We start from the raw sequence: 24,981 nt of genomic DNA on the forward strand, positions 1-24,981 counted from the left end.
AATTAAGTAGTTACACCTTAAAAGTAATTTTAGGGTAACATATATTTGCCAAAGGTACTATAATTTGATAAAACAGAGAAAAAAGAAAGCCTCACTTTATCTATAAAAGTAAGGCTTGTTTAGTATGTGTTTCGTTGCGTTTAATCTCTGCTTTTTAAGGCGATTTCTGCAACAGAGTTTTCTAAAGAGGCATTGGCATTACCGCCTTTAGGTTCTATAGTTATATTTAAACCTAATGCGTTTTCTGTGTAGGGTATAGATTGTAACTGTTTATCTGTTTCGTCTAAAATACCTAAATTAACCATCTTACCATTTAATTCTGCCCAAATTTGGTAGCATTGTTCTTTTGGTAATTCTGGTAGAGAGACCACATCTATCATAGATGTTTTTTCTTTTGGGTTTATGTAAGCTACGGTTTTTAAATTCTTAGCTCTGTTATTTCCCTTTATAATGTATCGCTCGGTTTCAGTATTATTTAATTGTTTAAACTGAGACATAATATCGTCTAGCCTTGCATTGTTTTGTTGTATATCGCTTCTTAAATCGAATATTTCATCTACAACAACTTGGTTTTCTCGCTTTAAATCTAAATTTTTAGTAAAGAAAAAAGCAGATGCACATGCAAATAAAGCGGCAACGATACTCGCTGCAACAGAAAATCTGTATGACGGTTTTACAATGTGTTGTTCTGGCTGTAATTTAATTACAGGAGTTTCTTTACCATCAATACTTTGTAAAACGTTATTTAAAATAGACGTTGGTGCTTCTACAGCATGATACTTTGATACAATCTCTAAATTATGTTGTAATTTATTGTAAGCGTATTCTACTTCCGGAAATTTAGAGATGTAATTTTCAACTAATTCTGTTTCTTTAGAAGAGGTTTCTCCTATTAAGTATTTTTCTAAAAGATCAGAATTTAAAAATGTAGTTATTTTATCATTCATGATTGTTATTTATTCGGGGTCGTAAATTTTTTTCAATTCACGAAGTCCTATTTTTAATCTTGATTTTATGGTGCCTAACGGAATATTTAATTCGTCGCTAGCTTCCTGCTGTGTCATGCCTTCAAAGAAAAGGGCATTAAGTACACTGCTGTACTTTGGATCTATAGACTTTAGGTGTTTTTGAATGTCCATGACATCCTGATTTAGTCCTTCAGTCGATATTTTATATACGTTAGAATCTTCAATTTGGACTTCTTTATTTTCTTTATTCGATTGCGATCTTACTTTATCTATTGCTGTATTATATGCAATCCGGTATAGCCAAGTAAATAATTTGGCTTTACTTGGGTCGTACGACTTCGCTTTTTTCCATACTTTAATAAAGCTCTCTTGTAGTACATCTTGAGCTAAATCTGAGTCTGTTATCACTTTAGAAATTACTCCTAGAAGTGTGTCGGCATAATGCTGATATAGTAAAGTAAGAGCTCTTTTATCTCCATGCTTTAGTAGTCCAACAATTTCCTGTTCAATAGGTGTAATCAAGTTAATACGGTTTAGTTAGTTTAATTACAATAGGCTGTAATTAATCAAAGTTAGATAAATTATTGCTAATTATAAGATATTAACCTCTGATTCGATAGTAATATTAAATATTCTTTGAATTGTTTGTTGAATTACAGAGGAAAGCTTTAAGATTTCGCAACCTGTAGCTCCGCCGTAATTAACTAAAACCAAAGCTTGGTTTTGGTGTACACCATAATTTCCTAAACGTTTTCCTTTAAAGCCGGCTTTTTCAATAAGCCAACCCGCAGGGATTTTAACTTCTGTTTCCGAAACAGGATAACTAGGAAGATCTGGGAATTGTTTTAAGACTTGAAGATAAACAGATTTATCTACAACGGGGTTTTTAAAGAAACTACCACTATTTCCAATTTTCTTTGGATCTGGTAATTTACTTTGTCTTATAGCAATAACGGCGTTAGAAACTTCCTGAATTGTAGGATTTGTAATTCCCTTTGCATCTAATTCTGCAGTAATAGCACCGTAATTTGTGTGTAGTATATGATTTTTTGTAGTTAGCTTAAATGTAACAGATGTAATTATATACTTACCTTTTTCATGTTGTTTAAAAATAGAGTTTCTATAGCCAAATTCACATTCTTCTTTATTGAATGTTGTTAAGGTTTTAGTTTCTATGTTTATTGCTTCGCAAGATTCAAAATGGTCTTTTAATTCTATACCGTAAGCTCCAATATTTTGAATAGGAGAGGTGCCTACATTTCCGGGAATTAAAGACATGTTTTCAAGGCCACCAAAATCGTGACTTAACGTCCATAGTACAAACTCATGCCAGTTTTCGCCAGCATTAGCTTTTACCAAGACGGTATCATCTGTTTTAGATGTAATTGAAATTCCTTTTAATCGAGAAAGTATAACCAAAGCATTTACATCTTTAGTTAATAAAATATTACTTCCGCCACCTAAAATTAGTTTTTCAGGATAGTCTTTAAGTTCTAAAACCGCTTTTAAATCTTCTAGAGTAGATATTGTTACAAAATGCTTTGCAACAACATCTATTCCAAAAGTATTGTATGGTTTTAAAGATACATTATGTTGTATATTCACTAGTCTTTATAAACTTTTAAAGCTTCTTTTAATAAATGAACAGCTTTAATTAAACTTTCTTTATTTAAAACGTAAGCAATTCTAATCTGATTTAAACCTACGCCAGGAGTAGAGTAAAAACCAGCAGCAGGAGCTACCATTACGGTTTCTTTATCAATGTCAAAATCTTCTAATAACCATTGCGCAAATTTGTCACTATTCTTAACAGGTAATTCTACGATACAGTAAAATGCACCTTTTGGAACACCTATTTTAACACCATCTATTTTTTCTAATTCAGAAATTAAAGTATTTCTACGTCCTAAATATTCCGTTTTAACTTCGTCAAAATAACTTTGTGGCGTGTCTAAAGCAGCTTCACTAGCAATTTGTGCATAGGTTGGCGGACTTAATCTTGCTTGAGCAAATTTTAATGCTGTTTTAATAACGTTTTTGTTTCTAGAAACAAGACATCCAATTCTTGCGCCACACATGCTGTAACGTTTAGAAACAGAATCAATCATAATAGCATAGTCTTCTAAACCGTCTATAGACATGATTGAGTGATGTTCTACACCATCATACGTGAATTCTCTATACACTTCATCAGCAATTAAGAACAAGTCGTGTTTTTTTACTAATTCAGCCAATTGAAGAATTTCTTCTTTAGAGTATAAATAACCTGTTGGATTTCCTGGGTTACAAATTAAAATAGCCTTTGTTTTAGGTGTAATTAGTTTTTCGAATTCAGAAATTGGAGGTAACGCAAAGTTATCATCAATTTTAGAAATTACAGGCACTACATTTACACCAGAAGCAGTAGAGAATCCGTTATAATTTGCATAGAAAGGTTCTGGGATAATTATTTCATCATCTGTGTCCATTATACTTCCAAAAGCAAAAAGTAAAGCTTCACTTCCTCCTGTGGTAACAATAATATCGTCGTGTTTTACTTCAATATTATTTTTATGGTAGTAATTCGCAATCTTAGATCTGTACTGTTCAGAACCTTCAGAACGAGAATATTCTAATGTTGTTAAGGTGTTATTTTTAACAGCATCTAAAGCGACTTGTGGCGTTTTAATATCGGGTTGTCCAATATTTAAATGATACACTTTTTTTCCGGCTTTGTAAGCTTTCTCAGAGTAAGGAACCAATTTACGAATTGGAGATTCGGGCATGTTTTGGCCTTTGTTAGATATTCTTGGCATAGTATAAAATTTGTTAAGGCAAAGTTGAGGAATTTTCTTTAAAAAGGTCTAAAAATGATGTTATAAAATAAAAGGTGTAAATTGAAATGGATGAATTTTGTGAATACATGAAAAAAACAACCCTTTTTTTGATATTTCTTTGCTGCGGAGTCTGTTTTGGGTTCTCGCAAACCGGATTTATACTTCAAAATAATAAGAAATCCGATAAGATTCGTTTTAAGCTTATTAATAATTTAATAGTTATTCCTGTAGAAGTAAATGGAGTGCCATTATCTTTTATTTTAGATTCTGGAGTTTCTAAGCCTATTGTATTTAGTTTTTTAAACAAAAGAGATACACTTCAAATAAATAATACTGAAGCCTTTTTTTTACGCGGACTTGGCGATGGGAAATCTTTTGAAGCTTTAAAATCGAAGCACAACATGCTTAAAATAGGCGATGCCGTTAGTCTAAATCAGGACATGTATGCCATTCATGATGCAAGTTTAAATTTTACACCTCAGTTAGGCGTTCCAATACACGGTATAATTGGTTTCGATTTGTTTAAAGATTTTATAGTTGAAATTAATTACGCTTCCAGATATATTGTACTACATAATATTGAGTCTTATCGTTATAAAAAATGTAAAAAGTGTGAAACAGTAAATCTTGAATTCTACAATAATAAACCGTATTTAAATGCAGAGGTTAAACTAAATGATACTAAAATTCCTGTAAAATTATTAATTGATTCAGGAGGAAGTGATGCTTTGTGGCTGTTTGAAGATAACGCTTTAAAATTATATGAAGACAAGTCTTATTTCAAGGATTTTTTAGGAAGAGGATTAAGCGGTAGCGTGTATGGCAAACGCGCAAAAATACAGGAACTTAATATAAAATCGTTTTCATTACAGTCTGTAAATGTTGCTTATCCAGATGCTGAAGCCATACAATTAGCTAAACGTGTAGAAGAAAGAAATGGGAGTATTTCTGGTAATGTATTAAAACGATTTAATGTTATTGTAGATTATAGAAAAGCAAAATTAACCTTAAAGAAAAATAAGTTTTATAAAGATGCTTTTACCTATAATAAAAGTGGAATAGAGTTAGAATATCATGGAGATATTGTTGTAAAAGAAGACACTTATACTGTAGATGATTATTCAAGCAATAACTCTAATCCTGATTCTGGAACTTTAAATGTGGGATTAACACCAAATTATCACTATGTTATGAAACCCGCGTTTGTAATTGTAGAGTTAAGAGCAGATTCTCCTGCGGCTAAAGCCGGTTTATTGGTTGGAGATATTATTCTGAATATTAATAATAAAGATACACATAAATATGAATTACAAGAGATTGTGCATTTGTTTTATGGTAGAGAAGGTGAAGTAATAAAACTTATTGTAGATAGAAAAAGTTTTGTTACTGAATTTAAATTTAAACTACATTCACCTTTAAAATAAAAAGTTCCAACTAAGCCTATTTAAGACTCAATTGGAACTGATTTGTACAAATTCATTTTAGAAGTTTTTATAATGACTTCCTAAACAAATGAAATATTATAATTTTACTCGTTTACAGGGAAACCGCGATCACGCATTAAAGCCTCAATCTTAGCATCACGTCCTCTAAACTTTCTATAAGCATCTGCTGGATCCATAGCGTTACGCGGTGCAAATAAATACTTAACCAATTTGTTGGCTACATCTTTATCGTAAAAACCACCTTCAGCTTCTCTAAATGCTTCAGAAGCATCACTTGTTAAAACATCTGCCCACATATAACCGTAATACGCCGTAGCATAACCTTCGCCAGAAAACACATGACCAAATTGTGGTGTTCTGTGTCGCATTGGTAACTCTTTTGGCATACCTAATTCGGTTAAAGTTTCACGTTCAAAAGTATCAACATCTATGTTTTCAGGATCTGCTAAATGAATTTTCATATCTATTAATGCAGAAGCTAAATATTCTGTAGTACTAAAACCTTGATTAAATGTAGCTGCTTTTTTTATTTTTTCGACTAAAGATGCAGGAATAGGTTCTCCAGTTTTATAGTGTACCAAATACGTATTGATTACTTTGTCTGTAGATAACCAACGTTCTAATAATTGCGATTGAAATTCTGTGTAATCTCTAACGCCTCCGTTTAAAGTTGGGTATTTTACATCTGCAGAAAAGAAGTGTAGTGCATGTCCGAATTCATGGAAAAAAGTAGTTGCATCTGCCCAAGATACTAAAACTGCTTCTCCAGGTGCTGGTTTAACAAAATTAGAATTATTAGAGGCTAATACATTGGTTTTGCCTTCAAAAGAAGACGAACTTCTGTATGTTGTAGCCCAAGCTCCAGAACGTTTACCTTGGCGAGCATAAGGATCTAAATACCATAATCCAATGTGTTTGCCTGAATCTTTATCGGTAACTTCCCAAACCTTTACATCTTCATGAAATACAGGAACAGAACCTTCTGGAACAGGTGTGAATTTGTAATTAAACAATTCGCCAGCAACAAAAAACATGGCTTCTCTTAATTTGTCTAATTGTAAGTATTGTTTGACCTCGTCACTATCTAGATCGTATTTCTTTTTACGAACTTTTTCAGCATAATATCTGTAATCCCAAGGAGCTATAGTAATATGGTCTCCAAATTCATCTGCTACAGTTTGCATGTCTGTAACTTCTTCTTTTACTCTTGCTATGGCTGCTGGCCAAACAGCCAACATTAAATTCATTGCATTCTCAGGTGTTTTTGCCATACGATCTTGTAAACGCCATTCTGCATAATTATCGTACCCCATTAAGCCTACACGTTCTTTACGTAGTTTTAAAATTTTTGCAATGATGGCGTTGTTATCGTATTCATCACCATTATCACCTCTAGAGTAATAATTCTCCCAAACTTGTTTACGTAATTCACGATTTGTAGAGTAGGTAAGAAACGGATCCATAGACGATCGCGTATTGGTAATGGCATATTTACCAGTTTCACCTTTATCTGTAGCAATTTTAGCAGCAGATTTAATAAAGCCATCAGCTAATCCTCCTAATTGATCTTCGTTTAAATAAGTAATATAGTTTTCTTCGTCATGTAAAATATGATTCCCAAAGTCGTTGTAAAGTGAAGATAGCTCTTTGTTTATTTCTGCATAACGCTTTTTCTTTTCAGTATCTAGATTTGCACCATTTATTTCAAATCGCTTATATATCAATTCAACAGTACGTTGTTCTTGAGGTTCTAAAGGTGTTTTAATAGAGGCCTCGTATACTGCTTTTATACGTTGAAATAGTTTTTCGTTCTGTGAAATTTCAGATCTAAAATCAGAAAGTTTTGGCGCTAACTCGTTTTGTATCTCTCTAAATTCGGGAGAAGATATATTGCTACTCATAATGCCATAGTATTTAGAAACGCGGTCAAGTGGTTTTCCTGCGCTTTCCATGGCTACAATAGTATTTTTAAAAGTAGGAGCTTCTGTGTTATTTGCGATGTCTTCAATATCTTTAAGGTTTAGAGCCATCGCTTCTTCCATTGCTGGTTTTACAGCGTCTAAAGACATTTTGTCGAATGCAGGGACACCTTGGTAAGGACCATTCCATTCTTGTAAGAGTATGTTGTCGCTCATAGCTTTTTTCGTTATTTTCTCGTTGTGTTCTTTACAGCCAACCAGTAAAACTATACTGAATAACATAATGGCTTTTAATGGGGTATGTGTCATGAATAAATAGTTGATATCGTGTTAAAATTTTATCAAGATTACAAGATACTTAAATTACCGTAAATGCCACTATTTATAGTTTTGAGATGTTATTAAAAATAAAAACCCCTTGAGTGTTAACTCAAGGGGTTTTCTAATATGATTAAATGAGAACGTTGTGCTTAGTCCTTATTTTGTTTTACTTGAATCAATTACTTCTCCTTTTATTTTTAAAGCTACTGTTGGAGTTTCTGCGTTAGACATAACAGTAATTGTTTTTCTAATTGGCATAACACGGTTAGTATCATATTTTACTGAAATTTCTCCAGTTTCACCAGGCATAATTGGTGCATCTGGTTTTTTAGGAACAGTACAGCCACAACTAGATGTTACTTTAGAAACAATAAGTGGGGCATCTCCTGTATTTGTGAATTCAAATACACGAACACCATCTGCGCCTTTTTCAATAGTACCGTAATCAATAGTATCAGATTTAAACTCAATTTTAGCAACCTTATCTTGTGCTTGAATAGAGAAACTTATTAATCCAATAAATAAAATAGTTATAAGTTGTTTCATAATATTGTATTTTAATATTTAGTGTAAACGTAAATACTTTTTAGTCATTATGCAAAAATATTAGATGTATTGACGTGCATTAACATTATATTAAGAATTAGCCAATCTATAAACAGACAATATAATTTCACATGAAAAGAAATATAAGTACTTTTGCATCTTATGTTCAAAAACTATTCCAAAGTGATAAATTAAACATAAAACAGTAGTTTTAATCGACTATAAATTAGGTTACAATTTTTTCATTTTAAGCAATACAAAGATTCAAAATTATGCCGATGGATATTCCTTCAAAATATGATGCAAATTCAGTAGAAAGTAAATGGTACGATTACTGGATGAAAAATAATTATTTTCATTCTACACCAGACGAAAGAGAACCGTATACAATTGTAATTCCGCCGCCTAACGTAACGGGAGTACTGCATATGGGACACATGTTAAACAATACCATTCAAGATGTCTTGGTACGTCGTGCGCGTTTATTGGGTAAAAATGCATGTTGGGTTCCAGGAACAGATCACGCATCTATCGCTACAGAAGCTAAAGTTGTTGCCAAGTTAAAAGAACAAGGCATTGATAAAAACGATTTAACTCGCGATGAATTTCTTGCTCATGCTTGGGAATGGACCGAAGAATATGGTGGTGTAATTTTAGAGCAACTTAAAAAATTAGGATGTTCTTGCGACTGGGATAGAACCAAATTTACAATGGACGACGACATGTCTGCTGCTGTAATTAAAGTGTTTGTAGATTTACATAACAAAGGCTTAATTTACCGTGGTTACCGTATGGTAAACTGGGATCCAGAAGCGCAAACAACCTTGTCTGATGAAGAAGTAATTCACGAAGAACATCAAGGAAATTTATACTACATTAAATATAAAATTGAAGGTAGCGACGATACCTTAACAATAGCAACTACACGTCCTGAAACCATTTTTGGAGATTCAGCGATTTGTATTAATCCGAATGATGAACGTTTTACGCATTTAAGAGGAAAGAAAGCAATTGTGCCAATCTGTAATCGTATAGTGCCAATTATTGAAGATGAATATGTCGATTTAGAATTCGGTACAGGGTGTTTAAAAGTAACACCTGCTCACGATGAAAACGATAAGAATTTAGGAGATAAACACAATTTAGAAGTGATTGATATCTTTAATGCAGATGCTACTTTAAATAGTTTTGGATTGCAGTTTGAAGGTCAAGATCGTTTCGAAGCACGAAAAACTGTAGCTAAAGAACTTGAAGCTTTAGGTGTTTTAGAGAAAACAGAAGTACATCTTAATAAAGTAGGAACGTCTGAGCGTACCAAAGCAGTTATCGAACCACGATTAAGCGACCAATGGTTCTTAAAAATGGAAGATTTAGTAAAGCCTGCTATCGAAGCTGTTTTAGGAGAAAATGCTGAAATTAAATTATTTCCAAAGAAATTTGAAAATACTTATCGTCACTGGTTAGAGAATATTCGCGATTGGAATATCTCGCGTCAGTTATTATGGGGACAACAAATTCCTGCATATTTCTATGGCGATGGAAAAGAAGATTTTGTAGTTGCAGAATCTATTGAAAAAGCAGTAGCATTAGCACAAGAAAAAACAGGAAAAGCAGATTTAAAAGCAGAAGATTTAAAGCAAGATACAGATGCTTTAGATACTTGGTTCTCGTCTTGGTTATGGCCAATGAGTGTATTTGACGGGATTAGTAATCCTGAAAATGAAGAAATTAAGTATTATTATCCAACTAACGATTTAGTAACTGGTCCAGATATTTTGTTTTTCTGGGTAGCTAGAATGATTATTGCTGGATACGAGTACAAAGGAGAAAAACCATTTAATAATGTATACTTAACCGGATTAGTTCGCGATAAGCAACGTCGTAAAATGAGTAAATCTTTAGGGAACTCACCAGACGCTTTAAAATTAATTAAAGATTATAGCGCAGATGGTGTTCGTGTTGGACTATTATTAAGTAGTGCTGCAGGTAACGATTTAATGTTCGACGAAACACTTTGCCAACAAGGAAAAGGTTTTGGTAACAAAGTATGGAACGCGTTTAACTTAACTAATTTATGGGAAGTTAGTGAAAGCATAGAGCAACCACAATCTAGTAAAATAGCCTTAGAATGGTACGAAGCGAAGTTTCAAGATGCACTTGTAGAAATTGAAGATCATTTTAGTAAATACCGTTTAAGTGATGCTTTAATGAGTATTTATAAATTAATTTATGATGATTTCTGCGGATGGTTATTAGAAATTGTAAAACCAGCGTATCAGCAACCAATCGATGCTAAAACGTATAATAATGTGATGGCTTGTTTTGAAGATAATTTAAAAATTCTTCATCCGTTTATGCCGTTCTTAACTGAAGATATTTGGCAATATATTGCTGAACGTACGCCAGAAGAAGCATTAATTGTTGCAAAATGGCCTGAAGCTAAACCTATAAATAAAGATTTAATTTCTCAATTTGAATTTGCTTCTGAAGTGATTTCAGGAATTAGAACGGTTCGAAAAGACAAGAATATTGCTTTTAAAGATGCCATTGGTTTTTCTGTAATTAATCATGAAAATGCCAATACAGCGTTTGATGCAGTAATTGCTAAATTAGGAAATCTTGAGGCGATAGAATATGTGTCTGAACCTATAGAAGGCGCAATGACGTTTAGAGTAAAATCTAACGAGTATTTTATTCCTATGGAAGGTGCAATAGATGTTGAAGCAGAAATTAAAAAACTTTCAGAAGAATTAAAATATACTGAAGGCTTCTTAAAATCGGTTCAAAAGAAATTATCTAACGAGCGTTTCGTGTCTGGAGCTCCAGAACAAGTTATTGCTAACGAACGTAAAAAAGAAGCAGATGCTTTAGCTAAAATTGAAACATTACAATCTAGTTTAGCTAATTTAAAATAATTATATCACTCTGAATTTGTTTCAGAGTTTTATAAATAAAGTCGAAACACCTCAGCAATTTTGTTGAGGTGTTTTTTTATGTTCTGAGTTGTCGTCAATCTGAACTTGTTTCAGATTCTCATTATAGAAAAATTTCTTAGCTTGTTGTGTGATGCTGAAACAAGTTCAGCATGACGTTCTTGTTTGGTTGTCTAGTTTAATTTTTGTTCAAGTTTAGTCACTCTGAATTTATTTCAGAGTCTTGTTCTTTATGGAAATGTTAGCTTTTTGTGTGATACTGAAACGAGTTCAGCTTGACGTTCTTGTTTGGTTCTTTAGTTTAATTCTTGTTCAAGCCTCGTCACTCTGAATTTATTTCAGAGTCTCGTTATTTATGAAGATGTTAGCTTGTTGTGTGATGCTGAAACGAGTTCAGCATGACGTTCTAGTTCTTGATTTTAATTCGTGTTCAAGTTTCGTCACTCTGAATTTATTTCAGAGTCTCGTTATTTATGAAGATGTTAGCTTGTTGTGTGATACTGAAACAAGTTCAGCATGACGTTCGAGTTCTTGATTTTAATTCGTGTTCAAGTTTCGTCACTCTGAATTTATTTCAGAGTCTTGTTATTATGGCGATGTTAGCTTGTTGTGTGATGCTGAAACGAGTTCAGCATGACGTTCTTGTTTGGTTGTTTAGTTTCATTCTTGTTCAAGCCTCGTCACTCTGAATTTATTTCAGAGTCTCGTTATTATGGAGATGTTAGCTTTTTGTGTGATACTGAAACGAGTTCAGCATGACGTTCGAGTTCTTGATTTTAATTCGTGTTCAAGTTTCGTCACTCTGAATTTATTTCAGAGTCTTGTTATTATGGCGATGTTAGCTTGTTGTGTGATGCTGAAACGAGTTCAGCATGACGTTCGAGTTCTTGATTTTAATTCGTGTTCAAGTTTCGTCACTCTGAATTTATTTCAGAGTCTTGTTATTATGGCGATGTTAGCTTGTTGTGTGATGCTGAAACGAGTTCAGCATGACGTTCTTGTTTGGTTGTTTAGTTTCATTCTTGTTCAAGCCTCGTCACTCTGAATTTATTTCAGAGTCTCGTTATTATGGAGATGTTAGCTTTTTGTGTGATACTGAAACGAGTTCAGCATGACGTTCGAGTTCTTGATTTTAATTCGTGTTCAAGTTTCGTCACTCTGAATTTATTTCAGAGTCTTGTTATTATGGCGATTAGTTGTGTTGTGATGCTGAAACGAGTTCAGCATGACGTTCGAGTTCTTGATTTTAATTCGTGTTCAAGTTTCGTCACTCTGAATTTATTTCAGAGTCTTGTTATTATGGCGATGTTAGCTTTTTGTGTGATACTGAAACGATTTCAGCATGACGCTTTAGTGTTCTTGAATTTATTTCAGGTTCTCATAAAGAGGAGTTCTTAGCTTTTTGTGTGATACTGAAATGAATTCAGCATGACGTTTAGAGTCTTATTAGTTTAAGAAACCTTTAATTGTTTGGGTAACTAAAGCCCAAACTTCTTCAGCATACCATTCCAACGTAATTTTCTAATAAATTTACCTTGCTCAGGAGAAACTAAAAGTTCAATGTTTTCGTTTTTAGCTTTAAAATACCCAGACATATAATCGTTGAAAAGAGAGAGGTTCTTTTTCTTCATTGCTAATTTCAATGCAGAAATTGCTGTAATAGAAAAACCATAGCGCATTTTGTACATGGCTTCTCCTTGCATGTATTTTGAAGCTTTATTGTAACTCGCTCCTGTAGGTTTTAGGTGTTTTACACGAAGTGATTCATCGGTAAGGAGTTCCCAATGATTAAAATTTGCCAATAATTCATCAATAGTGTCCCAGCCCATTGCAGGCTTCAGTTTTCCGATATCTAAAAAGCATTGTTTTCTATACGCTTTCAAAGCGCCACGAATATGATCTTTATTTGTCAAATCTTCTAAAATCCATTTTCCATCTTTTTCAATATCGCAAAAACCAGCAGCCATACCTAATTTTGGGTTGGCATTAAAATGTTTAGCAATGGTTTTTAAATAGTTTTCGGGAAAGATTAAATCGGCATCAAATTTACACATGATGTCGTAATTATCGTCTAGTGTTTCTAATCCTTTATAAAAAGCATTTATAATTTTCGACCCCGGTAAATGTTTGTCTGAAGATTGTACGTTTACAATAGAAATCCAAGCGTGTTTTTGTATAAAAGATTCTACAATTTTTTGAGTATCATCTGAAGAATGATCATTAACCACAACAAGTTGTTTTGGTAACAATGTTTGCTTTGTTAAAGATTCTAGAGTACGACCAATAGAATCATCTTCGTTGTGTGCGGGAATAATGATGTAAAAATTCATACTGTAAACTTCAATATTAAAATTTTAAATCCCAACATTAATAAGGGAGTGTTTAATAAAGTAGAGGTTGTTTTACTTTGTAATACGTTCTGCGTAAACAATATAGTAACGCGGTGTGAAACGTCTAAGAATAGGGCGAATTCCAATTTTATTAGTTGGATTAGTCCATTTATGGCGTGCTTTAATTTGCCAACCTGCTTTTTCTAGTAACCAATCAAATTGCCAATCTTCGAACTCGTGGTAATGTCTGTCTCGCATATCGGTTTTACTTCTATATGCTTCAGCAAACCATAATTTAAGAGGAACACTCGCTACTAACTTATCTGCTTTAATATCTTTTAAAACGGTAAAAGGAGATAATAAATGTTCAAAGATTTCAAAAGCTGTAACAACATCTGCAGTAGAATTTGTTAAAGCAGAAGTATCGATATCTAAATCTTCACCAGAAGTATTTTTAACTTTAAAACCGTGTTCTTCCATTACTTTTGTAAATGGATTAACAACACCTAAATCTAAAAGATTAGCATCTTTTTGTATGTGTTGCTCTAAAAACTCGATGGTATTTTTATAACGCTTATGCGGAAAATGACTTTCGTACATGGTATTTTATTTCCGCATAAGCGGTACTTTTAATATTTGTATACTATGGCATTAATGTGCATTCCTGCACCAACGCTTGCAAATATAATAACATCGCCTTTGTTAAGACTATGATTTTCTAATTTATTATGTCTAACTACGTCTAGTAGGGTAGGTACTGTAGCTACAGAACTATTTCCTAGATTTCCAATAGTCATAGGCATAATGTTCTCTGGTGTTTTCATTTTAAAAAGTCGGTAAAAACGTTTTAATATTGCATCGTCCATTTTTTCGTTGGCTTGATGAATAAACACTTTTTTTACATCGTTTATATCTACACCGCTTTCGTCTAAACAGGCTTTCATTGCTGCTGGAACATGAGTTAAAGCGAATTCGTAAATTTTACGACCGTCCATTTTTATATATTTGGTTTCTTCATCCAGATCTTTGTTGAATGATTTTCCATAATATAAATAAAATGCATCATCGTAAGTGTAACTTTCTGTAATGTGAGATAGTATACCGCCCTCTTCTTCTGTCTCTTCTAGAATAGATGCTCCTGCACCATCTGAAAAGATCATGGCATCACGATCGTGTTTATCGACTACTCGAGATAGTGTTTCAGAACCAATGACCAAACAACGTTTAGCGATTCCTGCTTTTATAAAAGCCTGAGCTTGAATAACACCTTCTATCCATCCTGGACATCCAAATAATATATCGTAGGCAACACATCTTGGGTTTTTAATCCTAAGTTTATTTTTTACGCGAACGGCCAATCCCGGCAACATATCGCTTTGTGTGCTTCCAAATTTGATATCCCCAAAATTATGGGCAAAAATAATATAATCTAATGTCTCTGGATCGATATTGGCATTCTCGATTGCTTTTTGGGCAGCTAAGAAACCGATGTCGGATGAGGTGAATTCTTCCTTCACATAACGACGTTCAGAAATACCAGTTATGGATTTAAATTTATCAATTATGACAACATTGTCATTTTCGAAGGGAGTTCCATCATTATTGAGGAAAGAATGATTAAGAAAACTATCGTTTTTTTGAACAACGGAAGGTATGTAACTTCCTGTTCCTGTGATTTTTATGTTCATTAAAAAGAAATTGCCTTTATAGCATGTTTTGTACCATGAAGATACAGACATTTACTATAAAGGCAATGGGTATTTAAAGGTAATTTACGACGTCCAAAAACGTCAATATATTACATGTAGCTTTCTATTGGTGCACACGTACACATTAAATTTCTGTCTCCAAAAGCATCATCTACACGACGTACTGTTGGCCAAAATTTATTGTCACGTACATAGTCTAATGGGAAAGCTGCTGTTTCTCTAGAGTAAGGGAAATCCCAAGTGCTAGAAGTAAGCATTTCCATAGTATGTGGTGCATTTTTTAATACATTATTTGTTTCGTCTTTAGAAGAGGCGTCTATTTCCTTTTTAATTGAAATAAGGGCATCGCAAAAACGATCCATTTCTTGTTTACTTTCACTTTCTGTAGGTTCAATCATTAAGGTTCCTGCAACAGGGAAAGATACTGTTGGCGCATGGAATCCGTAATCCATTAAACGTTTTGCAATATCTGTAACTTCAATACCGTGTTCTTTAAAAGGTCTGCAGTCTACAATCATTTCGTGTGCTGCTCGTCCGCATTCTCCAGAATATAAGGTTTCAAAATTTCCTTGTAAACGACTCTTAATATAATTTGCATTTAATATAGCAACCTTAGTAGAATCTGTTAAACCTTGTGTTCCTAACATTTTAATGTAACCGTAAGAGATTAAACATACTAATGACGATCCGAAAGGTGCAGCAGAAACAGCTTTTATGGCTTTGTCTCCTCCTGTTTTAATTATTGGGTTTCCTGGTAAAAACGGAACTAATTGTTTTGCAACGCAAATTGGTCCAACTCCTGGTCCACCACCTCCATGAGGAATAGCAAATGTTTTATGTAAGTTTAAGTGACAAACGTCTGCGCCAATGTTTCCTGGATTTGTTAATCCAACTTGAGCATTCATGTTTGCACCGTCCATATATACTTGTCCGCCGTTATCGTGAATAATTTCAATAATTTCTTTAATAGCAGACTCGTAAACACCGTGTGTAGATGGGTAGGTTACCATTAAACACGCTAGGTTGTCTTTGTGTAATTCTGCTTTTTCACGTAAATCATCAACATCTATATTTCCTTCTGCTGTAGATTTTGTTACCACGACTTTCATTCCTGCCATAGCTGCACTCGCGGGGTTTGTTCCATGAGCAGAAGACGGGATTAAACAAATGTTTCTATGTTGGTCGTTACGAGATTCGTGATATGCTTTTATAACCATTAAACCTGTATACTCACCTTGAGCACCAGAATTTGGTTGTAAAGACGTTGCAGAAAAACCAGTAATTTCTGTTAATTGATCATCTAAAGATTTTAAAACCGTTTGGTAACCTTGTACTTGATCTATAGGTGCAAATGGGTGAATGCTCCCCCAGTTAGGAGAACTTAAAGGCAACATTTCTGAAGCAGCATTTAATTTCATTGTACAAGAACCTAAGGAAATCATAGAGTGATTTAATGATAAATCTTTACGTTCAAGCATTTTTATATAACGCATTAATTCGGTTTCCGAATGGTGCGTATTAAATACATCTAATGTTAAGAACGGCGATGTACGTTGTAAATTTGTATTAATGTTATTCGATTCAGGGACTGTTTCAATAACAATTGGTTCTGCTTTTATTACTTCAGCAAAAACAGAAATAATGTCATTTAAATCTGAAATAGATGTTGTTTCATTTATAGAAATTGTAACAGTATCTGCATTTGGATAGAAAAAGTTAATCTCTTTTGCTTCTGCAATAGCTTTTATCTTTTCTGCATCTGCTTCAATATTTAATGTATCGAAAAAAGTGTTGTTGTTTTGTTTATATCCAATGGTTTTTAAAGTTTCAGACAATGCAGACGCTTTGTCGTGTACTGCATTTGCTATAAAACTTAAACCTTTTGGTCCGTGATATACAGCATACATTCCGGCCATAACAGCTAATAGTACTTGAGCTGTACAAATGTTAGAGGTTGCTTTGTCACGTTTAATGTGTTGTTCACGTGTTTGTAATGCCATACGTAAAGCACGATTTCCATCTATGTCTTTGGTAACACCAATAATACGACCAGGAAGATCACGCTTGTAAGCTTCTTTAGTTGCAAAATACGCAGCATGAGGTCCGCCATATCCCATAGGAATTCCAAAACGTTGTGTAGTTCCTACAACAACATCTGCCCCAAATTTTCCTGGAGCTTCAAGTTTTACTAAACTTAAAAGATCTGCAGCAACAGCAACTTTTATATTTGCAGCATTTGCTTTTTCAATAAATGTTTTAACATCACTAATTAATCCGTCTTTTCCTGGATATTGTAAAATAGCACCAAAGAAATCTGAAGAAAAATCGAAAGTTGTTTCGTCTCCAATTACCAATTCAATGCCTACAGGATTAGAACGGTTTTGTAATAAAGCTAAGGTTTGAGGAAGCACAGTTTCTGAAACGAAAAATTTATTTACTCCGCTTTTTTTCTGAGCACGATCGCGTACAGAAAATAGAAGACTCATAGCTTCTGCAGCAGCAGTACTTTCGTCTAGTAAAGATGCATTAGCAATTTCCATTCCAGTAAGATCTGTAATCATGGTTTGGAAATTTAATAAGGCTTCTAATCGTCCTTGAGCAATTTCTGCTTGGTAAGGCGTATATGCCGTGTACCAACCTGGATTTTCTAAAATGTTACGTTGAATAACTGCAGGTAAAATAGTTGGGTGATAGCCTAAACCAATGTAAGATTTAAATATTTTATTTTTTGTAGATAACTCATGAATGTGGGTTAAATACTCATACTCTGTCATTGGAGCATCTAAATTAAGAGGTGTTTTTAAACGGATACCGTCAGGTAGTGTCTCGTAAATAAGTTGATCTAAACTGTCTACGCCAATTGTATTTAACATTTGACTTTGGTCCGCTTCTCTAGGACCAATATGACGCAATGAGAAAGCATTTGTATTCATAAATTATAATTGTATTTTGCGAGGTAAAAATACATAATTTACTAAGTTCTGTTGGTACAATTTTTTAAAGTTTTTTGATAAAGCAGGTTGTTAATTCTAGTTTATATATTTTTGCGGAATGACAATGTTGAAAAAACTCTTTAAATTTTATCTCAATGCCAGTATTCATGTCTCGCTATCTGTGTTTTCTTTAGCATGGATTACATTGATGAAATATGGATTACCTTTCGATGAGAATGTTTTGTGTTTCATTCTTTTTGCATCTATTATAGGTTATAACTTTGTGAAATACTTTGGTTTAGCCAAGTTGCACCGTAGGTCTATGGCGAGTTGGTTAAGAGCGATTGCACTCTTTTCTATATTGTGTTTTATGATTATGTGCTATTTTGTATTTAAGTTAGAATTAAATACCATTTTAATTATATCTGGATTTGGCGCAGTAACATTTATGTATGCTATTCCGTTTTTGCCAAAGCGATTTTTTGTAGACAAGCATCATAATTTAAGAAGTATAAGCGGACTAAAAGTATATTTAATAGGATTAGTTTGGGCAGGAGTAACCGTATTATTGCCTTTAATTAACGAGAATTATGCGTTTGATGAAGATGTAATTCTAACGTTTATACAGCGTTTTATTTTTATAATTGCTTTGATGTTGCCTTTTGAGCTCCGCGATTTAAAATACGATAGTTTAAAGTTGGGGACCATTCCGCAGAAAATAGGAGTAAATCGTACTAAGATCTTAGGTGTTTTGTTAGCGTTAGTTTTTTTCTTCTTAGAGTTTCTTAAAACGCATTTAATTGGACACTATGTTTTAATACAGCTTGCCATAACATTTATACTTATACTGTTTACAGTATTTTCTAAACAAGATCAGAGCGATACGTATACGGCATTTTGGGTAGAGGGAATTCCTCTAGTGTGGTTAGCTTTAGAGCTTATTTTTAATGATTAGCATCTTGGCTTTTCATTTCTTTTTCTAAACATTTCTTCATTTCAGATTTAGATTTACTATCTAAACATACAATTTTAGACTTGTTCATAGTCTCTGTAAGTTTACTATTGGTGATAGAGTGTTGTTTACATAAATTACAGAATAGAATATGTACTCTAAATTTTAAACGTTCCCAAAATGTAGACTCGTTGTATTGTGCCTTATCACAAACGTGTGATGCTTCGTCGCAGGACAAAAATAATTTACTCATAATTAATACCAATTTTTTTCTAAACAGCCTGATAGAGATGTACGCGCTCTATGTATAATGACCCATAAATTAGACGCAGTAATATTTAATTCATTACAAATTATTTCGGTATCGAAATTTTCTATGGTTTTCATTTTGAAAACTCGAGCTTGTTTTTCTGGCAATTTTTCTAAACAATCATAAATTGCTACACTAAGTTCTGTGTTTTCTAAAACGTCTTCTGCATTTTTGTAAGATTGGTCTTCTACACGTTCTTCTAGCCATTCTCCTTCGTCGTCACTGTCGCTTGAGTAGGACATACGGACTTCTGCTTTTCCTTTTTTAGAGTTTATTTTTCGGTAATAATCAATTATTTTTCGTTTTAAGATAGAAATTAACCATGTACGTTCACTGGCTTCTCCCTTAAAATTTTTCATTGACTTTAAACCTGCAAAAAATGTGTCTTGAACTAAATCTTTAGCAATTTCAGAATCGCTAACTCTAGAAATGGTATAGTTGTATAGATAGTCGGAATACGAATCTATCCATTTAGTAGCATCGATTTTATGATCAGGCATATAATAAATTGTAGGTTATTTTTCAAAAATAAGAAAACTATTTCAAAAAAGAGTGTATCTTTTTATTTGCTTTAACATTTTAAAAAAGGTTGTAATCATTAAAATTACAACCTTTATATATTTATTTAATTAAACCTGCTCGTCTTAGTAATGCTTCAGGCTGAGGTTCTTGTCCTCTAAATTGTTTGTATAATGTCATAGGATCTACTGTTCCTCCTTGCGATAATACATTGTCTTTAAATTTTGTTGCAACTTCAGAATTGAAAATTCCTGCTGCTTTAAAATATTCAAAAGCATCTGCATCTAAAACTTCAGCCCATTTGTAACTGTAGTATCCTGAAGAATATCCGCCCTGAAAAATATGAGAAAATGATGTACTCATACAATTTTCTGTAACATCTGGATATAATTTGGTGTTTTCCAACGCTTTTAACTCTTGTGCTTTAACATTGATAAAATTTGTAGGGTCTTGTCCGTGCCAACTCATATCTAATAATCCAAAACTAATTTGACGTAGCGTTTGCATACCTTCGTTAAATGTAGAAGACTCTTTTATTTTTGCAACGAGTTCCATAGGTATTACTTCTCCTGTTTCGTAATGTGTAGCGAATAACTCTAAAGCTTCTTTTTCGTAACACCAGTTTTCCATAACCTGACTTGGTAATTCTACAAAATCCCAATACACGCTTGTTCCTGATAAACCAGGGTAAGTTGTGTTGGCTAACATACCGTGTAAAGCATGGCCAAATTCGTGGAATAAGGTTGTAACTTCATTAAAGGTTAATAAAGAGGGTTTGCTTTTTGTTGGTTTTGTAAAGTTGCAAACTATTGAAACATGCGGACGATTGTTTTCTCCGTTTTTAATAGATTGTGATTTATAAGAAGTCATCCAAGCGCCATTTCGTTTTCCTGCTCTAGGAAAGAAATCTGCATAAAATATAGATACTAAGTCTCCAGAATTATTGGTTACTTTATATGTTAATACATCTTGGTGATATTTGTCTATATTGTCAATCTCTTCAAAATGTAAACCGTATAATTTCCCGGCAATTTTAAAAGCACCTTGTGTTACATTTTCTAGTTTAAAATAAGGTTTTAGTTTTTCGTCGTCTAAGTCAAATAACTTTTGTTTTAGTTTTTCTGAGTAATATCCAGAATCCCATTTTTCTAGTCTATCTATACCATCTAACGCTTTAGCAAAGTCTTCTAGTTTTTTAAATTCTTCTTTAGCTGCAGGTTTTGCTTTTTCTAGTAATTCGTTTAGAAAATTTATAACGGTTTCAGGCGTTTTTGCCATACGTTCTTCTAAAACAAAATTTGCATGTGTTTTGTAGCCTAATAAATTTGCACGCTCAAAACGTTTTTTAACAATGTTTAAAATAATGTCTTGGTTATCGAATTCGTTATTATGAAATCCTTTTTTACCAAAGGCAATCGCTAATTTTTTTCTTAATTCACGATTGTCTGCATACGTCATGAACGGAATATAGCTAGGATAATCTAAAGTGATTAACCAACCGGCTTTGTCTTTAGATTCTGCTAATTGTTTAGCAGCTTCTTTAGCGCCTTCTGGTAAACCGCTTAAATCTTCTTCGTTAGTAATATGCATTTCGAAAGCATTGGTTTCTGCCAATACATGTTCTCCAAAACTTAAACTCGATTTACTTAAATCTTTATCTATAGCACGAAGTGTTTCTTTTTTGTCTTCAGCTAAATTTGCTCCATTTCTAGAAAAGCTTTTGTAAGATTTATCTAAAAGCATGATTTGCTCTCCGTTTAAACTTAAGTTACTTTTATTATCGTAAACCGTTTTAACGCGTTTAAATAAGGCTTCGTTTAACGTAATGTCGTTACCAAATTCTGAAAGTAAAGGAGAAACTTCTTGTGCTATTTTCTGAATCTCGTCGTTTGTTTCTGCAGAATTTAAATTGAAGAAAATGTTTGTTACCCGATCTAATTGTTCTCCCGTAAATTCTAAGGCTTCAATAGTATTTTCAAATGTTGGAGTTTCTGGATTAGAGGTTATATTATCAATTTCAGCTTTCGTATCTTCTATTAAAGATGTTATTGCAGGAAGAAAATCTTTATTTTTAATTTGCGAAAAAGGAGCTGTATTGTATGCGTTTTTAAATGATTTGAGTAGAATATTCATTTTTTTATTGATTTTTATCTAAATAAATGTTAAAAAATGTAGTTTAAGCCTATGAAAGATAAGAATTGTTATATCTTCGCGAAGATTTTTTTCATAAAAGAGCTGGTTACTCTGAAAAAATTTATTGATTAATAGCGAAGAAAAGCCTCGATTTATCGAGGCTTTTTTGTGTTTATAATTGTTTAGCAGTTTCTATAACAGCTTGTTTTAATCCGTCTTTGTAAAGTAATATTTTATCGAGTACTTCACTGTCTGAGCTTCCTATAATTTGAGCCGCTAATATTCCTGCATTTTTTGCTCCGTTAAGAGCAACTGTAGCTACGGGAACACCTCCAGGCATTTGTAGGATAGATAATATAGAATCCCATCCATCTATAGAATTACTGCTTTTTACAGGAACTCCAATAATTGGAAGCGGAGATAAGGATGCAATCATTCCAGGAAGATGCGCAGCACCACCAGCACCTGCTATAATAACTTGTATGCCGCGTGTGTGTGCATTTTTACCATAATCGAATAATTTTTCTGGAGTACGGTGTGCAGAAACAATATCTACTTCAACTTCTATGTCAAATCCTTTTAATATGTCTATTGCATCTTGCATAACAGGAAGGTCACTTTTACTTCCCATAATAACGCCTACTTTACTCATAATTTGTGTGTTTTTCTTAATGCTTTATTTATTCTGTAATTACTTGAATACTGTTTTTTACACGTTCAGCAATTTTACGTGCTTCAGTGATATTTTCGTTAACAATAGTTACATGTCCCATTTTTCTAAACGGTCTGGTTTGCTTTTTACCATATATGTGTGGCGTAACACCATCCATAGCCATAATGTTTTCTATGTTTTTATAGATAACGTCTCCTGTGTATCCTTCAGCTCCAACTAAATTTACCATAATACCATTTAATTTATTCGCTGTATTTCCTAATGGTAAATCTAAAACAGCTCTTATGTGTTGCTCGAATTGAGAGGTGAAACTTGCCTCGATGGTTTGGTGACCAGAATTGTGAGGTCTTGGTGCAACTTCATTTATAATAATATTATCGTCTTCTGTCTGAAACATTTCAACAGCCAATAATCCTACATGATTAAATGCTTTAGATGCTTTTAGTGCTATATCTGTCGCTTTTTTAGCAACGGTTTCACTAATACGTGCCGGACAAATAACATACTCTACTTGGTTGGCTTCAGGATGAAACTCCATTTCTACCACAGGATAGGTTTTAACTTCTCCAGATGCATTTCTTGCTATAATTACAGCCAATTCGTTTTTAAACGGAATTAGTTCTTCGGTAATACATTCTACATTTGGCAAGTGTTCTAAATCTTTTAATTCGCGAACAATTTTTACTCCAGTACCATCGTAACCAAATTGCGCACTTTTCCATACAAACGGAAAATCTAAACTGCCGTTAGCAATAGTGTCTTGAATTTCTATAGTATATGCAAAACGAGAAAAAGGTGCTGTAGGTAAATCATGGTCTACATAAAATAATTTCTGGGTTGCCTTATTCTGGATTGTACGTAAGGTTTTAGATGAAGGATAAACTTTTACACCTGCTTTTTCTAAATCTTCAAGAGCATAAATGTTTACATTTTCAATTTCAAAGGTTAAAACATCAACGTGTTTTCCAAAATTAAAAACGGCATCGTAATCCATTAAATCCCCAATAAAAAATTCATTGCTTCCTACTTTACAAGGCGCTTCTTCACTTGGGTCTAAGACACAGGTATAGATATCGAATTTACGGGTTTCGGTTAGTAGCATTTTTCCTAATTGGCCGCCACCTAATATTCCTAATTTAAAATTTGAAGAAAAATAATTCATTATATAACTGTTTTGCTCGTGTTTTAGACGTTGCAAAAATACATTTTAATATGAAATTAATTCTAAATTTAGGGAATCAATGCCATGAAACCTTTTTCTAAATTAGATTATAGGTGGCAATTGATTATCTTTGCCAAGAATTAACAAAAAATAGGTTATTTTATGATTAAACTTCACGACAAATATTTTAAGCCGTTCATCTCAGCTAAACAAATAGATGATGCAATAACTAGAATGGCAGAACAAATAGCAGTGGATTTTGCAGATGAAGTTCCTGTTTTTATTGGTGTTTTAAACGGTTCGTTTATGATTGTAAGCGATTTTGTTAAAAAATATCCGAACCCATGCGAAGTGACGTTTATTAAATTAGCGTCTTATGAAGGTGTGAAATCTACAGACGATATCCAACGTTTAATCGGGTTAACTCAAGATTTATCAGGCCGTTCTGTTATTATTTTAGAAGATATTATTGATACAGGACGTACGTTAGCCGAAATTCATCGTATTTTTAAAAATGAAAACGTTAAATCGTTGACTATTGCAACCTTGTTTTATAAACCAACCGCATATAAGAAAGATTTTAAACTTCATTATGTTGGTATAGAAATTCCAGATAAATTTATTGTGGGTTATGGTTTAGATTACGACGGATTAGGTCGAGATTTACCAGAAGTATATCAAATTAAAACAACTCAACATATGACAAATTTAGTTCTATTCGGACCTCCAGGAGCAGGAAAAGGGACGCAAGCAAATTTTTTAAAAGAAAAATATAATCTAGTACATATCTCTACAGGAGATGTATTTCGTTATAACATTAAAAATGAAACCGCTTTAGGAATGTTAGCCAAATCTTATATGGATAAAGGTGGATTGGTTCCCGATAATGTTACTATTGAAATGTTGAGTGCTGAGGTTGAAAAAAATGCAGGAGCTAACGGGTTTATTTTCGATGGTTTTCCGCGTACAAGTGCACAAGCAGCAGCTTTAGACGAATTAATGAAAAGTAAAGATTCTGAAATTAATGCTATGATTGCATTAGAAGTAGAAGATAGTGTATTAATAAAACGTTTACTAGAACGTGGAAAAACTAGTGGTCGTTCAGACGATGCAGATGAGTCTATTATCGCAAATCGTATTAAAGAATATTATTCTAAAACGGCAATATTAAAAGATTACTATTCTGAACAAAATAAGTATTTTGGTGTAGACGGTGTAGGTTCTGTAGAAGAGATTACAGTACGTTTAAGCAAAGTAATTGATTCATTGTAATAGTACAATTACAATTTTAACATTTTAAAACCTTTCATTA

At 33.1% G+C, this 24,981-nt stretch carries 19 protein-coding genes; 4 read left to right on the forward strand and 15 right to left on the reverse strand.

Annotated features, from left to right (window positions below; genetic code table 11):
- Nucleotides 1-140 precede the first annotated feature (140 nt).
- From GQR95_RS08290 to GQR95_RS08305, 4 genes are all read right to left on the reverse strand, one after another.
- Nucleotides 141-947, reverse strand: a complete 807-nt coding sequence (locus GQR95_RS08290; RefSeq protein WP_159022730.1) for an anti-sigma factor — start codon at nt 945-947, stop codon at nt 141-143.
- Between the two features lie 9 nt (nt 948-956).
- A complete protein-coding gene (locus tag GQR95_RS08295; protein ID WP_159022731.1) occupies nt 957-1,490 on the reverse strand; it encodes an RNA polymerase sigma factor in 534 nt (177 codons plus the stop codon).
- A 69-nt stretch (nt 1,491-1,559) separates the two neighbouring features.
- A complete protein-coding gene (gene murB, locus GQR95_RS08300) occupies nt 1,560-2,573 on the reverse strand; it encodes a UDP-N-acetylmuramate dehydrogenase (RefSeq protein WP_159022732.1) in 1,014 nt (337 codons plus the stop codon).
- Nucleotides 2,573-3,763: a pyridoxal phosphate-dependent aminotransferase gene (locus GQR95_RS08305; protein WP_159022733.1), complete on the reverse strand. Its 1,191-nt coding sequence runs from the start codon at nt 3,761-3,763 to the stop codon at nt 2,573-2,575. The genes murB and GQR95_RS08305 overlap by 1 nt, the downstream gene beginning before the upstream one ends.
- 128 nt (nt 3,764-3,891) lie before the next feature.
- Between GQR95_RS08305 and GQR95_RS08310 the strand changes: the two genes are divergently transcribed.
- Complete coding sequence (locus GQR95_RS08310; protein WP_233265896.1) at nt 3,892-5,208, forward strand: aspartyl protease family protein; 1,317 nt, start codon at nt 3,892-3,894, stop codon at nt 5,206-5,208.
- A gap of 104 nt (nt 5,209-5,312) precedes the next feature.
- On the opposite strand, the gene GQR95_RS08315 is transcribed toward GQR95_RS08310, so the two are convergent.
- Together GQR95_RS08315 and GQR95_RS08320 are read right to left on the reverse strand one after the other, a co-directional pair.
- On the reverse strand, nt 5,313-7,457 hold the full coding sequence (locus GQR95_RS08315; RefSeq protein ID WP_159022735.1) for a M3 family metallopeptidase: 2,145 nt from the start codon (nt 7,455-7,457) through the stop codon (nt 5,313-5,315).
- 168 nt (nt 7,458-7,625) lie between these two features.
- On the reverse strand, nt 7,626-8,015 hold the full coding sequence (locus tag GQR95_RS08320; RefSeq protein WP_159022736.1) for a DUF1573 domain-containing protein: 390 nt from the start codon (nt 8,013-8,015) through the stop codon (nt 7,626-7,628).
- Between the two features lie 278 nt (nt 8,016-8,293).
- On the opposite strand from GQR95_RS08320, the gene GQR95_RS08325 reads away from it, so the two are divergent.
- Nucleotides 8,294-10,930 (forward strand): valine--tRNA ligase, encoded by a 2,637-nt coding sequence (locus tag GQR95_RS08325; RefSeq protein ID WP_159022737.1) that lies wholly within the window; start codon nt 8,294-8,296, stop codon nt 10,928-10,930.
- Between the two features lie 1,496 nt (nt 10,931-12,426).
- Here GQR95_RS08325 and GQR95_RS08330 read toward each other — a convergent pair.
- The 4 genes from GQR95_RS08330 to gcvP form a co-directional block, all read right to left on the reverse strand.
- The gene (locus tag GQR95_RS08330) at nt 12,427-13,278 is read right to left on the reverse strand and encodes a glycosyltransferase family 2 protein (RefSeq protein ID WP_159022738.1); all 852 of its coding nucleotides are present in this window, start codon (nt 13,276-13,278) and stop codon (nt 12,427-12,429) included.
- A 72-nt stretch (nt 13,279-13,350) separates the two neighbouring features.
- Nucleotides 13,351-13,878 carry a methyltransferase gene (locus GQR95_RS08335; RefSeq protein WP_159022739.1) on the reverse strand — a complete coding sequence of 176 codons (528 nt, stop codon included), beginning with the start codon at nt 13,876-13,878 and terminating at the stop codon, nt 13,351-13,353.
- Nucleotides 13,879-13,907: 29 nt separating this feature from the next.
- A complete protein-coding gene (locus GQR95_RS08340; protein ID WP_159022740.1) occupies nt 13,908-14,966 on the reverse strand; it encodes a 3-oxoacyl-ACP synthase III family protein in 1,059 nt (352 codons plus the stop codon).
- A 110-nt stretch (nt 14,967-15,076) separates the two neighbouring features.
- Nucleotides 15,077-17,920, reverse strand: a complete 2,844-nt coding sequence (gene gcvP / locus GQR95_RS08345) for an aminomethyl-transferring glycine dehydrogenase (RefSeq protein ID WP_159022741.1) — start codon at nt 17,918-17,920, stop codon at nt 15,077-15,079.
- A 208-nt stretch (nt 17,921-18,128) separates the two neighbouring features.
- On the opposite strand from gcvP, the gene GQR95_RS08350 reads away from it, so the two are divergent.
- Nucleotides 18,129-18,875: a hypothetical protein gene (locus tag GQR95_RS08350; protein WP_233265897.1), complete on the forward strand. Its 747-nt coding sequence runs from the start codon at nt 18,129-18,131 to the stop codon at nt 18,873-18,875.
- Here GQR95_RS08350 and GQR95_RS08355 read toward each other — a convergent pair.
- From GQR95_RS08355 to GQR95_RS08375, 5 genes are all read right to left on the reverse strand, one after another.
- Nucleotides 18,865-19,125 carry a hypothetical protein gene (locus GQR95_RS08355; protein WP_159022743.1) on the reverse strand — a complete coding sequence of 87 codons (261 nt, stop codon included), beginning with the start codon at nt 19,123-19,125 and terminating at the stop codon, nt 18,865-18,867. The two genes, GQR95_RS08350 and GQR95_RS08355, sit on opposite strands and share 11 nt — an antisense overlap.
- 2 nt (nt 19,126-19,127) lie before the next feature.
- Complete coding sequence (locus GQR95_RS08360) at nt 19,128-19,682, reverse strand: sigma-70 family RNA polymerase sigma factor (protein WP_159022744.1); 555 nt, start codon at nt 19,680-19,682, stop codon at nt 19,128-19,130.
- Between the two features lie 121 nt (nt 19,683-19,803).
- Nucleotides 19,804-21,834 carry a M3 family metallopeptidase gene (locus tag GQR95_RS08365; RefSeq protein WP_159022745.1) on the reverse strand — a complete coding sequence of 677 codons (2,031 nt, stop codon included), beginning with the start codon at nt 21,832-21,834 and terminating at the stop codon, nt 19,804-19,806.
- A 172-nt stretch (nt 21,835-22,006) separates the two neighbouring features.
- A complete protein-coding gene (gene purE / locus GQR95_RS08370; protein ID WP_159022746.1) occupies nt 22,007-22,486 on the reverse strand; it encodes a 5-(carboxyamino)imidazole ribonucleotide mutase in 480 nt (159 codons plus the stop codon).
- A 28-nt stretch (nt 22,487-22,514) separates the two neighbouring features.
- The gene (locus GQR95_RS08375; RefSeq protein ID WP_159022747.1) at nt 22,515-23,669 is read right to left on the reverse strand and encodes a 5-(carboxyamino)imidazole ribonucleotide synthase; all 1,155 of its coding nucleotides are present in this window, start codon (nt 23,667-23,669) and stop codon (nt 22,515-22,517) included.
- Nucleotides 23,670-23,831: 162 nt separating this feature from the next.
- Between GQR95_RS08375 and GQR95_RS08380 the strand changes: the two genes are divergently transcribed.
- Nucleotides 23,832-24,941: an adenylate kinase gene (locus GQR95_RS08380; RefSeq protein ID WP_159022748.1), complete on the forward strand. Its 1,110-nt coding sequence runs from the start codon at nt 23,832-23,834 to the stop codon at nt 24,939-24,941.
- Nucleotides 24,942-24,981: the final 40 nt, after the last annotated feature.

Origin of the sequence: Formosa sp. L2A11 (genome assembly GCF_009796865.1) — a bacterium.
GTDB lineage: Bacteria > Bacteroidota > Bacteroidia > Flavobacteriales > Flavobacteriaceae > Formosa.